Consider the following 12,770-nt stretch of genomic DNA (forward strand, 5'->3'; position numbering starts at 1 on the left):
TCTTCAGAAAGGTTTCCCCCGATAAATAGTATAAGCTTCTATATTAGTACCACGGCTAAGTATACCAGCTTTTTATTGTTCCAATATTTCCTTGAAGATTTTATACTTCTTATCGTTTTCGCCTGAGTAAATAGCGAAGCATACGTTATCAAACAGCTTTCCGTACTCCTCGTCTATAATGACCTTTCTGAAATAGCCTGCAACGTCCTCGGATTTATTGCCGAAAGCTCCGCAGCCCCATGCGCCGAGGACAATATTCCTATGACCGTGCTCTGCGGCGACTGCAAGCAATATCCTTATGCGTCTTGTCATGGCTTCGGCTATTTTCTTGTTTGAAGCAAATATAGCCGCACCACGTTTGTTCGGAGCAGGAACAGTTATAACAGAAGCCATGAAGGGAGTTTCCAGCAGCTCGCATCTGTGATCGCGGAATACACATACATCAGGAGAATATAGCATATAATCCGACTCTATGGGATTTATATGGAGATTATTGTACCTGTACATCTCTTTAGCCTTATCTGAGGTTATAGAAGCATAAAGGGTACTGCATCTGCAAAGAGCCTCCTCCTGAGCATTTGCGCCAAGTCTGAATCCGCCGCCTGCATTATGAGCATTGGCGAAGTTCATAACAAACGGGCGTTCAAATCTGCTTGCGGCTGAGAAAGAGTCCTCCTGAGTAACGGTAATATCACACATTTCGTCACCGTCTATAACGAGAGCTTCTATAAGCTCTGTACCTTTTTTTGGGGAAATAACTTCAACTGCACGGGAATCACCGCTAAGGTCTATGCGGTTGTCGTCCAGCTCGTAAAAGCCGTTTTCGGTAATTTTTATGGTCTCATTTGCAATAGAAATATTGTTCATAAGCTCACCTTCTTAATTTTTTACGTCAATGACAACATATTCAGAGACACAGCCTGTCTTGAAGGGGATAGCCCAGCCTGAGATGCCCGAGGTAACGATGAAATCAGTATTGTCTATGGTCTTTGAACCGTATACGAAATCGTTTGCACCTATGAGGAGACCGATATAGCCTGATGGCCATATATGTCCGCCGTGGGTATGTCCCGAGAATACAAGGTCTGCACCCACAGCAGCTTCGTTGTCGTAGTCGTTGGGCTGGTGGTCGAGAACAAGCTCAAACTTGGAATTATCAAGGTCTTTAGTGAGAGTTTTGATGTCCTTGCGTTCCTTGTAGTGCTTGTCAAGTCTGCCGACTATGCGCAGAGAGTCGTTTACCTCTGCGGTCTCGTCCTCAAGGACTATAACGTTATTTTTCTTCAGCTCATTTTTCATGTCATCAACAGTGAAGTCACGTTTGCTTGCAAAATAGCCCTTGTCGTGATTTCCGACTGTGAAATAAACGCCATAGGTGGTTTTTAATTCACCTAAAGCCTTGCAGGCTTCCACCATATCTGCACGGCAGGAATCATCGTCAACGAAGTCTCCTGTGACCACTACGATATCAGGATTTTCAGCCTGTATACGTTCCATTTCCTTTGCGAACTTTTCACCGTCAAGGGTTATGCCTAAGTGAGAGTCGGCAATGCCTACTATCCTGAGACTACCGTTTGCAAGGGGCTTGTCCGTGTGGAATGTATAGGCAGTTCTTACCACATTATGGGCGTTATACCAGCCAAAAGCAAGATAGACCGCAGTGAACAGTATAGTGAAAACGCCTTCTGCATAGAAACGGCGTTCTTTTTTTGTTATCCTGCGGATAATTTTTCCTATGAGGTCTGCCACAAGCCAGAAGGCTATGAGGTGGAGCAGTATGATTATCACCGCATAGGTGTTTATCACGGCAAAGCAGCATATTCCCCCGAGTGGCAAAAGACACAGCAGCCATGAGAGCTTCTTGTGCTTTTCGGCTATTTTCTGAATAATACCAAATTTATGAAATCTTGTGATAAGATAAAATGTGCCGCTGAGACATACTATAAGCAGAACTGCGAAAATTATCAGCCAGAACATATGACACCTCCCGTAATATCATGGATAATGTCTGCATCAGCCCTGTAGGGGCAGACAGCAAGCTTTTTAGGATTGCAGAGCAGTTTTTCTGCCGCTTGTTCCAGAAGCTCCGCTGATACGTTAACAGGGCTTATGTCAGCAATGAACTTTCCAAGCTCGTCCGTATCTGCAAAGCCTGTCAGGGACAGAACCTGTTCGCGGTCTGAGGGGGCTGCGTTTCTGATATATCCGCTCTGAAAAGCTCCAACAGCAGCACCGTGAGGGATACCGCCTTCATAGGTGAGAGTATAGCTGAGGGCATGAGGCAGGGAAGTACCTGTCTGTGCGATAGCCATTCCACCAAAGGTAGAGGCGGTAAGCAGGTCGTTTGCAGTATCTATATCAAGGGGAGCATCGCCTGTGAGGAAGTCCTTGCAGCTTTTCCAGAGCTTCATTCCGCTTTCTGCACACATACGGCTGAATGGTGATGCGGAAACGTTTATATAGCTCTCTATCATATGGCTGAGAGCGTCCACGGCAGTATTTGCAATAAGCTGTTTCGGCGCGGTAAGCAGATACTTTCCGTCGCAGAGAGCAATATCGGGGAATACCTTGTGTACCATAGATAGCTTTGTTTTCAGGTCGTGTCGTGTGAGCACGGCTACTCCTGTGACCTCGGAGCCTGTTCCGCAGGTGGTGGGGACAGCGGCTAAGGGGAGATGCTCCGGGACAGCAGAATTGTCATACATGAGCTCCCACGAGCTTTCGGGATTTTTCATCATTACTGATACAGCCTTTGAAGCATCAAGAGCAGAGCCGCCGCCTATTCCTATAACAAAGTCCGCACCTTTGGTCAGACCAATATCCCGAGCTTTCATTATAGTCTCAACAGAGGGATTTTCTTCTGTCTCATTGAAAACAGTATACTTCACCCCGTTCATATCGAGCACTTTTGTAACATCGGCAAGTGAGCCGTTTTTTTGTGAAGAATTATGTCCTGTGACTATAAGTGCGTGAGTACCGAGGGCTGCAATATCTCTGCCGTGAGAAATAACGCAGTCAGGCTCATATATTACCTTTGTAGGCATATAAAACATCATTTTTTTACCTCACTTAGTATAAAAAATACGCATTTGATATCCTAATTATTATTTTACTTGTTTTGATGACCCGTGTCAATACATGGGTAGAAAAAACGCTTTTTTGTTGCATATAATCTTCTGTTTGAACTGACAGTTGAAAATGCTGAGCATAATATGTTATAATGAGGTGTAGCATAAAGCTGATATAAAAGGACAGGATATGTTCTGCGAAAGGAGATACCGACGTAATGGATACAACTGACAATAGAATATTTACAGCTTCGTCGGCTGATATCGCGGAAAAAATGGGTGTTGGCTGGAACTGCGGCAATACCTTTGAGGCAAATATCGGCGGTATCCCTGATGAGACCGTATGGGGAAACCCAAAGGCTTCGCAGGAAATGATAGATGCTGTTGCCGATGCAGGCTTCAATACCGTAAGGATACCCATAACCTACCTCAGCAAGATAGACGATGATAACGATTACAGGATAGACCGTGAATGGCTCGAAAGAATAGCAGAAGTAGTGGATTACTGCTATAAAAGGGATATGTTCGTGATAATCAATATCCACGGTGATGCTTATCATACCATAAAAGGCGGCTGGCTGTTCTGTGATGAGGAAAATCAGGACGGCATAAAAAAGAAGTTCGGGGCTGTTTGGAAGCAGGTGGCTGAGCGCTTTGCCGACCGTGACGAGCATCTGATATTCGAGAGCATGAACGAGGTCTTTGACGGCATATACCATGACCCTGTGCCCGAGTATTACGTGAATATCAATGAGTATAACCGTATATTCGTTGATACTGTCCGCGACTGCGGCAAAAACAATACTCACCGCTGGCTGATGGTCTGCGGCTGGAATACCAATATAGACTATACCTGCGGGGATTACGGCTTCTGTTTTCCTGAGGATAAGGGCAATACTGCCAATGAAGGAAGGCTCATCCTTTCGGTGCATTTCTACGACCCGTGGGACTACTGCGGCGAGGAGGGCAAGGACGTTTTCCTCTGGGGCGAAAAGGGGCAGGGCATATCCGAAGAGTACGGACTCTCTCCCGATAGTGTTGCCAACTGGGGGGACGAAAATCATTTGCAGTTTCAGTTCGCAAAGCTGAAAAAGAAATATATTGATAAGGGCATACCTGTTGTTTTGGGTGAATTCGGCTGTATCGACAAGGGCATAGCAAATGAGGCTATAGCAGGCAAGATAGAGGAAAACCGTGCATACTACAACGGTTATGTTGCCGGAACTGCCGCAATTAACGGTATCACGCCTATATACTGGGATAACGGCTATAACGGACGGTATGGACTTGCACTCTTTGACAGACGCAAGCTGGTTCAGACTCAGCCTGCTATCATAGAAGCTATAGTGAAAGGCGTAAAAAATAAAGACCCTATGGCAGGTCTGTGTATAAGTAATAAAAAGAACTGAAAAAGCTCCCGATATCGGGAGCTTTTTTATCAGTTTATTTGTTTTATTGACACATTGGTCAATTTAAATCCGGAACGATCATGTATACTCTTGTCATAGGTAAATCCGTCACATGAGAATATTACATTGCCCTTGAATTCAAGATAAGCTTTTTCATTTTTATCTTTTATTATACAGTACGTCTTACAGCTTATATCATCATCATTGCTTAAAATAATAATATCTTCTTCCAGATCATTAGTAAACAGATTCTTTGTGATCATAAGGTCATCGACTTTATAATCCTCACAAACATTTATGAAATAGTCCTTTACAGCGTATGCTGCTGCGCTTTCCATATTACGTCCCACATCTATATCACTGATCTTCCATTCGCCGTTTTCGCAGACAAAGTCGAATTTGAGCTTTGTGCCGACTCTTGAATTGTCACTTTTGACAAACGGAGCAAAATTAGCAAATATAGTTGCCGAGAAAGAATCATCGTCTTTCTGTGTTATATGAGGATAGCTTGAATAGCTGCTGCCCTCCGGCATCTTGTTATAGAAGTTGGAAACGTAAAATCCGCCGTTATAGGTAATAAAATCCATTGAATGATAATTCACATCTACAATGTCTATCTCTGAGTTGTTTTCGTATTTGCTGAGATCAACATCGAAATCCGAGCAGAGATAAAGGTAAATATTATCAGGATTTATTATAAGTGTCTCATAGTTTGAGTTTGAGAAAGAATTTACTTGTAACAGCCTGTTGTAAAGCTCGTCTGTAAATAACCCCTTTAAAGCATTCTTCAGATCTTCGCCTGACTGGAAATCAGCATCAGTTACTCTGTAGAATTTTTTTTCTTCAGCTTTTCTCCACGGCATATCGGAAGTGTAAACATTAAATGTAAGGGTGTCATCTTTATCTACACTCAATGCATGATAATAATACTTATTTTCGATTTCGGCAAATTTGTTTGTAAACTGGTAAGCTATATTTTCGTATTCGGATAAGAGCTCGTCTTCTTTATTTGTGACCCTTTCCGTAACAGCTTCGGTAGTTTCAATATTTGTGTTTGCAGTAGAATTGCTTTTTCTGTATTTCATAAATGCTGTACCGCCTGAAACTCCTGCTGTCAGTATTGCAGCCGCAGCTGCTATGCTTGTTAATCTGGACAATATTGGTCTGTTGTATTGCTCGACTCCTCTTACCTCTGTATCTTCTGTATTCTCATCGAAAACCACATTATTTTTTTCTTGGTTATCCATGTTGTACTTTTTTTCGCTCATTGCAAAAATTCTCTCCTTCTCAGCTTCAGTGAGAACAGGGAATTCCTCCGAAATTTTGTCAATGATCATGTTATCAATCTCCTTAAATAAACTCAAATCAATCCCTCCTTGCCAATGCCTGCTTCAGCGAGAAGTGATTTAAGTCGTTGTTTTGCGCGGCTGCTGCGTTTCTGAACGGCAGCAGATGACATAGAAATACTTTCTGCGATCTCTTTAGCTGTCCTGTTGTAATAGTACTGTTGGATAATAATAGTTGAGTCGGGCTCTCCCAATTCCTTGATCTTTCCGAGAATGATACGTGATTGTTCCTTTTTTTCTGAATTTTCCATGAGTGAGTCATCAGAGCGTAGTTCTTCCATATTGTCTTCATCAATTGAGAAATTTCTGTTGTTATGGACGCTGAGTCTGCGAAAAGCGTCAATAGCGGTATTTCTTGATATTGTACCTATATATCCCTTGAGGTTACCTGAAAAGTCCGTATTTACGTCGAAACGCTTATATAATTTCATAAAGATATCACTTACACAATCCTCTATATCCTCACGAGTCCCACAATTCCTGAGGATATCTATAACGATCGCATAGACATAGTTACAGTAACGATCAAAGACTGCTCTGTGACATTTGGGTACAGACTGAGACATAAGCTCTTTCAGTTCGGCATCTGTCATCAGAAACTCCTCCTTTTTTTGAATGCATTCAATAAAAATAATCGAATGAATAGGTTAATTTCAGACACCTTATTATACAATTTTTTCATATAAAAATCAATCGTTTTGAAAAACAGAAAAAAATTATTGAAAAACGATAATTTTCTATTGACAAATGATATTTTGTGTGTTATACTATAGTCACAGTAAGAAAAACGAAAAAACATGAAGGAGCGAAGATATATGTGGAATAACAATAAATCACTGTTTTTATCCCGCGTACTTACTATAACGGCAGCAGGTGTGGCGATTTTCGTTGCATTTTTCATACCTACAATAGCCGAATGGTATCAGTACATGATGACGGTTGAAGCAGCAGGCATACTTGACAGGGAAACGATGTATGTGCCTATGTGCATTACCCTTTACGTATGCGATGCTCTTGCACTTGGAGCGCTGTGGAATTTGCACGTACTTCTCGGCAATATCAGCAGGGACGAGGTATTCATACCAAAGAATACAAGCTGTCTGAGAAGGATATCATGGTTGTGTATGGGAGCAGGGTCGGTATGCATCATATTCGGGCTCTGGAGCTCCATATTTGCCTTTGTAGGAATGGTGGCTATAATGTTCGGGCTTATCATGCGCGTGCTGAAAAACGTGTTTGAGAAGGCTGTAGAGATAAAGTCGGAAAACGACTTTACTATATGAACGGAGGTGCTTTCCATGCCGATTATAGTTAATCTTGATGTAATGATGGCAAAGCGGAAGATGTCCTCACAGGAGCTTGCGGAAAGGGTAGGCATAACGACGGCAAATCTTTCGATACTGAAAACAGGCAAGGCAAAGGCTGTGCGCTTTTCGACTCTTGAAAAGATATGCGAGGAGCTTGAATGTCAGCCGGGGGATATACTGGAATTCAGACGCGAGTAAAGGGGGCAGACATGAAATTCATATGGAAATGCCTGAAAATAATGGTAGGAATGATATTTATATGCGGAGTTGTCGTAGCAGGCTATACAGCCTTTCAGATAAAGCAGTATCAGAAGGTGCCTGTGATAACTCCAAAGGAGCAGCTTGCATTTTCGGCAAATTCCGAGATATATATAAGTGAAATGGCTGATTTTGAGAGCTGCTACAATGCGGAGATAATGAGTGCTGAATGGGAAGACGGCGGATACGAAAAGCTTACGATAATGAGCGACGGAAAGTCTATAATTATCGGAGACAGAAAAGGCAGGCTCAATGTCATGGTAAAGGCTAAAGGGGACAGACAAGATATTTCGTGCGAGATCTGTCTTACAATAAAATAGTGCAGAAATAATACAAGGGTAAAGAATTTCTGCGCATCGGGGCAAATTCTAAACATAGTATGCAGATATTTATAATAGGCTTTTGAGGAGGGATCGGTATGAAAAAAACGGCGGTAAACAAGGTACATGAGCTGAGATACACATATAATATCGACATGGCGCTGTGTATATTTGATTTTCTTATCTGCTCGGTGCTGTGCGCAGGTGGCAGCGAATATGTGAATATTGCAGGCGTTATAGCTCTTATTACAGCTGTCATACCCATAGGCTTCAGAAGGCTTTACTTCAAGGACGAGATTATCCCTAAGTCGGTGGGGGCTGTTATGACGGTTTACAGAGTGCTTCTTGGTGGACTTCTGCTGTACGGCATAGATTATTTTCTTGTAGCATAAGGAGTGATAAAAATGAAAGAGCAATGGAAAAAGGTTCGTTACTGGTTTTTGATGTCCTTGCTTACTACAGTTCTTATATTCATGCCGATGATGATATTTTTTACGGTATACTGCGTTATGAACTTCATTTGCAGTCTTGTAACGGCAGTAGTGGTATCTTTTGACAACAGCGCAAAGCCTTATGTGTGGTTTTCTGGTACGGCGGTATTCATAACGATACTGCTGACTGTATATATGGCAGGTGATATTGCTGCTGCTGAACCAGGCTCATGGACAGCTGCCGGAGAGTTCATGGCAATAATACTTCTTATGCCCATACCGCTGATAACGGGACTGAGAACATACAGAAAAGGAAAAAGAGAAGAAGCAGAAATGCTTCAGAATGGAGGAGACAGTTATGGAGAATAATATGCTGAGCGGATTTAATGAGAGCAATGCTTTTGCAGCACAGCATGATGAAGGCGAAAAGCCCGAGTATACAAGGTCGGAGGTGATACTTTCCGTATTTGTGATGATAGCGTCATTTTGCTTCATTAGGTATGTGCTGTTTCATTTGATGGGATTTATCACAACGGGGCTTTTCATAGCAATCATTTCCGCGGCAATCATCTACATGAAGAAAAAGAAATATGAGTTTTCGGGCTTCAATAAGCTTTTGGCGGCTGTACTCTATATTTTCAGCATGGTATTTTCGATAACGGCGAATAATCTTGTAAAGAATCTTGACGCTGTATTTCTCATAGGTGTAGGAGCGTATTTCGTGTACTCTGTGGGAGCTTCAAACAATAAAATAGACCGCTTTTTACCTTATGCCATGTTTAAAGCATTATTGGAGTATCCTTTTTCACATTTCGGCACGCAGGGAAAAATAACCTCAGATGCCATTTCAAGCTCAAAAAAGGGCTCGGAAGCAAGGTATATACTCTTAGGACTTATTATTACTGTGCCTCTTACAGCAATAGTTGCGGCACTTCTTATGGCGGCAGATGACGGACTTGAGCGTATGCTAAGCGGCATAGCTGACCATATTTTCGGCAATGGTTTCTGGGATATCGTGCTTCAACTCATATTGGCAATACCCTGCTCAATGTATCTTTTCGGACTGCTTTACGCAAATGCTCACCGTAACGAGCTGAATAAATTAAACGAGCAGGCTTGCACTCAAAAAATATACAATATGCGTTTTCTCAGCAATCTTGTGGTATATACGGCAGTAACTCCCATATGCATACTTTATGTTTTATTCTTTATATCACAGGCAAGTTATTTCCTTTCAGCCTTTACAAATTCACTTCCCGAGGGCTTTACCTATGCGGACTATGCAAGACGAGGATTTTTCGAGCTTTGTGCAGTTGCAGTCATAAACCTTATAGTTACCTGCTTTGTGAGCCTTTTCTCAAAGAAGGCAGGCAAGGAGAAGCCGCTTGCTCTTAAAGTCTACAGCGTTATGATAAGCGTTTTCACACTTATCCTTATAGCTACAGCTATGAGCAAAATGGTAATGTATATCAGCAGATACGGTCTCACAGCACTGAGATTATACACGAGCTGGTTCATGGTACTGCTGGCAATAGTATTCGTGCTTATCATTGTTAAGCAGTTCAGGTTCGATATGAAGCTTTCAAGGGATATATCAGTAGTATTTTTGTTTATGTTCGGACTTTTGTGCTTCTGCCGTCCCGAAGCTGTTATAGCAAAGTACAATATCGAGATGTACAAGTCGGGCAGCCTTGAAGAACTTGACACAGATACGCTTCTGAGAATGTCCGATGATGCAGTTCTTACGGCATATGACGAAGGTGTGCTGACGGCTGAGGAGATAAAGGAATATAAACTGGATAGGATATATCTTGTAGGGTACGGTGATACGCTGAAAAAGTACAATCTATCCTCTGTGATACTTGAAATGAAAATGAACTGAAAACAAAAAAGCTCCCGAAAAAACGGGAGCTTTTCGCTGTATTTATGAAGAAGAAAACAAAAAATGTTTTCAACGTTAGATTTCCTATCACGGAGACACCATTTCGGTATAGGGGGGAAGTCCGAAAGACGGTAGTCCATTGGATCTCCGTGGGGGACAAAGCCAAATTAAGCGGAGTTCGTTACGGCTCAAAGCCGTAATTAAATATCTGCTTTCAGACGGAGCAGATATTAAACATTATAATACAGCAAAAATAAGCATAAATCAAGCCTTTTGCGTGAAATGTAATTTTTGAGCGTGAAATGCACATTTTTGTTCATTATTCGTTAACATTTCAAAACTGTCCGCAGATGAGGTTCTTTATACAAGCAAAAAGCAGCGCGTAGAACGCGCTGCCTGAGATGACTTATAAGCTTCAATATGCTATCATTATATCAGCAGTAAAGATGTTATTCTCCCAGTTGAATGAGAGTATGCCGTCAAGCTGATCTACGGCATCACGGATACTGCTTACGCCTATACCGTGTCCTGCACCTTCCTTGTTGGTGATGAGGTTTTCTGTATCTACTTTGTCTGAGGAGTTCATAACGCATATCCTCAGCTTGTTATCGTTCTGAACTATGGACACATATATGAATTTTTCTTCCGATGAGGAACGAAGCACTCCCTCAATGGCGTTATCAAGGAGATTTGCGATTATTCGGCAGAGCGGAAGCTCGTCTATATCCATTTTATCGGTTATTATTACCTTGCATGAGAACTGTATGCTGTTAAGAAGTGCCTTTTTCCACTTCATATTTACGATAGCATCAACGGAAGATATACCCGTATAGCAGATACGGCTTGCAGCAGAAAGCTTTGAATACAGCTTGTTTAGATGCGCTATAGCCTCGGGACCCGAGCCCTGCTTGAACATTCTTCTTGCAGCAGCAAGCTGATTGCTTATATCATGCTTTAGCTGGCGTATCTCGGTGTACTTCTCTTCGATGAGTCTGTAGTTTTCTTCCTCCGATTTAAGACGCTGTTCCATAAGTCTGAGTTTAATGGTGTTGGAATAGGTGTCAAAGAAATCGAAAACGAATATATTCAGCAGGAATATGCCTGCTACAGACATCAGATACATGATCGACCTGCGTGGAGAGATCTCTGCGGAGATAAAGATACTGTTAAGGATTATCAGACTCAGCAAAGGTACGAATATGACCAGAAGCCAGTTCTTGAACGGTATCTCGCGCTGTTTGGGTTTAAGGTATTCCGCGATATATATAGCCGCCCAGAAGCAGAATATCTTAGCAATAGCCATGCATATGTATCGTCCTATACCCGATGAGGTATTGTGCTTGGTAGCGCCTATATTCATTATATTCAGTACCGCGGCAGGTGCTATTTCCGCCACAAGGAGCACAACTGTAAACAGCAGGCAGTAGAATATGATACTTCGGACCTTGCTCTCGAACATTACAAACGATACTACAAGCATCATGGCAAGTATTATACCGATCTTTATCCATGAATTGATCTGTGTGAACGTCATGGCTTCGATAATACCGAATAAACCGATAGCAGGGACTATAAGGAATTTAAGAGGATACCTGCACTCCTTCTTCATTATAAGGAAGAGATAGAATATGATAAGACAGGCATCAAAAAGACAATTGACGGTTTCTATAATAAATTGGGAGGTACTCATATCAACTCCACCTGCTTCTGCTGTAATCCATAAAACATTGCTTGATGTTTTTGATATGGTTTCTGCTTGCGAAGAGAGTGTCTCCGTTTGTCAGAATGATCTCGTTTTTCCGTATATAGTCGATATTCGTGATATTCACGATACTGCTCTTGTCGAGACGTGCAAACAGCAGGTCTGAAAGCTGGGTCTCTATTTCCGAAAGTGTACCCTTTGTGAAATAGTTGCCTTTTTTGGCGTGTATGAGCAGCTTATGCGAAAATACCTCTATATACATGATATCATCTGTAGGAAGCTTTTCCTCCTTTGTGCTGCCGTCTGCGGTAGCTATAACATATCGTGTATTACGGTAATATTCATGCACAGCATCACTCAGCTGTTTCATGTAAATAGAATGGGGCTGATTTTTCAGTATATACCTGAAAGCTCTTACCTCATAGCCCTGACAGGCAAATTTTTCATAGCTCGTTAAGAAGATGATTATGACTTTCTCGTCGATATCACGGAGAAATCTGGCAGTTTCCACTCCGTTGAGACCTTTCATCTGGATATCAAGGATTATGAGAGCATACTTCCCGGCGGTAAAATCCAGTATCAGTTCTCTGCCTGTTTTGAATTCAAAAAAAGCGAATTCTCCTTCATAGGACTGGAGGGCGACAAGGTCTTCTTTAACTTTAGTTATATATCTTTGCTCATCGTCGCAAATTGCGATATTCAACTTTTTGATCCCCCTTAATGAAACTGTCCTGCTGTTCAAAAAAATGACAAAAACAACGTAGGACGGTTGATTACACAATATGTCATGTAACGATTTAATTATACTATGATATTCATACTTTGTCAATGCTTTGAGGCGATGATAGCAGGAAAAGTGAATGAATTATGAACAAAAGTGTACATTTCACGCTCAAAAATTACACTTCGCGCATTTTTATTGAAATTTACACCCAATTAACGCTATAATAGTCACAGTTATGGTTGTTATATATCTGCTTTCAAAAGCAGGGGATTACTTAAAACGGTATGGGGATACCGTATAAAAAGATATTTGACAGGAGAATC

At 41.8% G+C, this 12,770-nt stretch carries 14 protein-coding genes; 7 read left to right on the top strand and 7 right to left on the bottom strand.

Annotation, left to right across the window (positions count from 1 at the left end; all coding sequences use genetic code 11):
• Positions 1 to 72 precede the first annotated feature (72 nt).
• Genes BUB28_RS15575 through BUB28_RS15585 form a run of 3 tightly spaced genes read right to left on the bottom strand, consistent with a single transcriptional unit; the run spans position 73 to position 3,056 of the window.
• Positions 73 to 867 carry a TIGR02452 family protein gene (locus BUB28_RS15575; RefSeq protein ID WP_072952444.1) on the bottom strand — a complete coding sequence of 265 codons (795 nt, stop codon included), beginning with the start codon at positions 865 to 867 and terminating at the stop codon, positions 73 to 75.
• Between the two features lie 12 nt (positions 868 to 879).
• Entirely contained in the window at positions 880 to 1,977 is a 1,098-nt protein-coding gene (locus BUB28_RS15580; protein WP_072952445.1) for a metallophosphoesterase, read from the bottom strand.
• Positions 1,965 to 3,056, bottom strand: a complete 1,092-nt coding sequence (locus BUB28_RS15585) for an iron-containing alcohol dehydrogenase family protein (protein WP_072952446.1) — start codon at positions 3,054 to 3,056, stop codon at positions 1,965 to 1,967. The genes BUB28_RS15580 and BUB28_RS15585 overlap by 13 nt, the downstream gene beginning before the upstream one ends.
• Before the next feature lie 230 nt (positions 3,057 to 3,286).
• On the opposite strand from BUB28_RS15585, the gene BUB28_RS15590 reads away from it, so the two are divergent.
• Positions 3,287 to 4,477, top strand: coding sequence for a glycoside hydrolase family 5 protein (locus BUB28_RS15590; protein WP_242940013.1), 1,191 nt, complete (start codon positions 3,287 to 3,289; stop codon positions 4,475 to 4,477).
• A gap of 29 nt (positions 4,478 to 4,506) precedes the next feature.
• On the opposite strand, the gene BUB28_RS15595 is transcribed toward BUB28_RS15590, so the two are convergent.
• Both BUB28_RS15595 and BUB28_RS15600 read right to left on the bottom strand, forming a co-directional pair.
• Positions 4,507 to 5,814: a hypothetical protein gene (locus tag BUB28_RS15595; protein WP_072952447.1), complete on the bottom strand. Its 1,308-nt coding sequence runs from the start codon at positions 5,812 to 5,814 to the stop codon at positions 4,507 to 4,509.
• A 23-nt stretch (positions 5,815 to 5,837) separates the two neighbouring features.
• Positions 5,838 to 6,416 (bottom strand): RNA polymerase sigma factor, encoded by a 579-nt coding sequence (locus tag BUB28_RS15600; RefSeq protein ID WP_072952448.1) that lies wholly within the window; start codon positions 6,414 to 6,416, stop codon positions 5,838 to 5,840.
• 222 nt (positions 6,417 to 6,638) lie between these two features.
• Here BUB28_RS15600 and BUB28_RS15605 point away from each other — a divergent pair, with 222 nt between their 5' ends.
• The 6 genes from BUB28_RS15605 to BUB28_RS15630 all read left to right on the top strand — a co-directional run bounded on the left by BUB28_RS15605 (position 6,639) and on the right by BUB28_RS15630 (position 10,021).
• Positions 6,639 to 7,106: a DUF2975 domain-containing protein gene (locus BUB28_RS15605; RefSeq protein ID WP_072952449.1), complete on the top strand. Its 468-nt coding sequence runs from the start codon at positions 6,639 to 6,641 to the stop codon at positions 7,104 to 7,106.
• A 15-nt stretch (positions 7,107 to 7,121) separates the two neighbouring features.
• Positions 7,122 to 7,328 carry a helix-turn-helix domain-containing protein gene (locus BUB28_RS15610; protein WP_028517547.1) on the top strand — a complete coding sequence of 69 codons (207 nt, stop codon included), beginning with the start codon at positions 7,122 to 7,124 and terminating at the stop codon, positions 7,326 to 7,328.
• Between the two features lie 11 nt (positions 7,329 to 7,339).
• The gene (locus BUB28_RS15615; RefSeq protein ID WP_072952450.1) at positions 7,340 to 7,708 is read left to right on the top strand and encodes a hypothetical protein; all 369 of its coding nucleotides are present in this window, start codon (positions 7,340 to 7,342) and stop codon (positions 7,706 to 7,708) included.
• 98 nt (positions 7,709 to 7,806) lie between these two features.
• A complete protein-coding gene (locus BUB28_RS15620; protein WP_072952451.1) occupies positions 7,807 to 8,100 on the top strand; it encodes a hypothetical protein in 294 nt (97 codons plus the stop codon).
• A gap of 12 nt (positions 8,101 to 8,112) precedes the next feature.
• Positions 8,113 to 8,508 carry a hypothetical protein gene (locus BUB28_RS15625; protein ID WP_072952452.1) on the top strand — a complete coding sequence of 132 codons (396 nt, stop codon included), beginning with the start codon at positions 8,113 to 8,115 and terminating at the stop codon, positions 8,506 to 8,508.
• Positions 8,498 to 10,021 carry a DUF4153 domain-containing protein gene (locus BUB28_RS15630; protein WP_072952453.1) on the top strand — a complete coding sequence of 508 codons (1,524 nt, stop codon included), beginning with the start codon at positions 8,498 to 8,500 and terminating at the stop codon, positions 10,019 to 10,021. The genes BUB28_RS15625 and BUB28_RS15630 overlap by 11 nt, the downstream gene beginning before the upstream one ends.
• A 415-nt stretch (positions 10,022 to 10,436) precedes the next feature.
• Here BUB28_RS15630 and BUB28_RS15635 read toward each other — a convergent pair whose 3' ends face one another.
• Positions 10,437 to 11,711 carry a sensor histidine kinase gene (locus tag BUB28_RS15635; protein ID WP_072952454.1) on the bottom strand — a complete coding sequence of 425 codons (1,275 nt, stop codon included), beginning with the start codon at positions 11,709 to 11,711 and terminating at the stop codon, positions 10,437 to 10,439.
• 1 nt (position 11,712) lies between these two features.
• Positions 11,713 to 12,426: a LytR/AlgR family response regulator transcription factor gene (locus tag BUB28_RS15640; RefSeq protein ID WP_072952455.1), complete on the bottom strand. Its 714-nt coding sequence runs from the start codon at positions 12,424 to 12,426 to the stop codon at positions 11,713 to 11,715.
• Between the last annotated feature and the right edge of the window lie 344 nt (positions 12,427 to 12,770).

Source organism: Ruminococcus flavefaciens (genome assembly GCF_900143025.1).
GTDB classification, from domain to species: Bacteria; Bacillota; Clostridia; order Oscillospirales; family Ruminococcaceae; genus Ruminococcus; species Ruminococcus flavefaciens_I.

What these genes read in the sequence shown, in the direction of transcription:
- BUB28_RS15610 (WP_028517547.1), top strand. Translation starts at nt 7,122, where the DNA reads ATGCCGATTATAGTTAATCTTGATGTAATGATGGCAAAGCGGAAGATG.
- BUB28_RS15585 (WP_072952446.1), bottom strand. Translation starts at nt 3,056, where the DNA reads ATGATGTTTTATATGCCTACAAAGGTAATATATGAGCCTGACTGCGTT.
- BUB28_RS15615 (WP_072952450.1), top strand. Translation starts at nt 7,340, where the DNA reads ATGAAATTCATATGGAAATGCCTGAAAATAATGGTAGGAATGATATTT.
- BUB28_RS15575 (WP_072952444.1), bottom strand. Translation starts at nt 867, where the DNA reads ATGAACAATATTTCTATTGCAAATGAGACCATAAAAATTACCGAAAAC.
- BUB28_RS15625 (WP_072952452.1), top strand. Translation starts at nt 8,113, where the DNA reads ATGAAAGAGCAATGGAAAAAGGTTCGTTACTGGTTTTTGATGTCCTTG.
- BUB28_RS15605 (WP_072952449.1), top strand. Translation starts at nt 6,639, where the DNA reads ATGTGGAATAACAATAAATCACTGTTTTTATCCCGCGTACTTACTATA.
- BUB28_RS15580 (WP_072952445.1), bottom strand. Translation starts at nt 1,977, where the DNA reads ATGTTCTGGCTGATAATTTTCGCAGTTCTGCTTATAGTATGTCTCAGC.
- BUB28_RS15635 (WP_072952454.1), bottom strand. Translation starts at nt 11,711, where the DNA reads ATGAGTACCTCCCAATTTATTATAGAAACCGTCAATTGTCTTTTTGAT.
- BUB28_RS15620 (WP_072952451.1), top strand. Translation starts at nt 7,807, where the DNA reads ATGAAAAAAACGGCGGTAAACAAGGTACATGAGCTGAGATACACATAT.
- BUB28_RS15595 (WP_072952447.1), bottom strand. Translation starts at nt 5,814, where the DNA reads ATGATCATTGACAAAATTTCGGAGGAATTCCCTGTTCTCACTGAAGCT.
- BUB28_RS15590 (WP_242940013.1), top strand. Translation starts at nt 3,287, where the DNA reads ATGGATACAACTGACAATAGAATATTTACAGCTTCGTCGGCTGATATC.
- BUB28_RS15600 (WP_072952448.1), bottom strand. Translation starts at nt 6,416, where the DNA reads ATGACAGATGCCGAACTGAAAGAGCTTATGTCTCAGTCTGTACCCAAA.
- BUB28_RS15630 (WP_072952453.1), top strand. Translation starts at nt 8,498, where the DNA reads ATGGAGAATAATATGCTGAGCGGATTTAATGAGAGCAATGCTTTTGCA.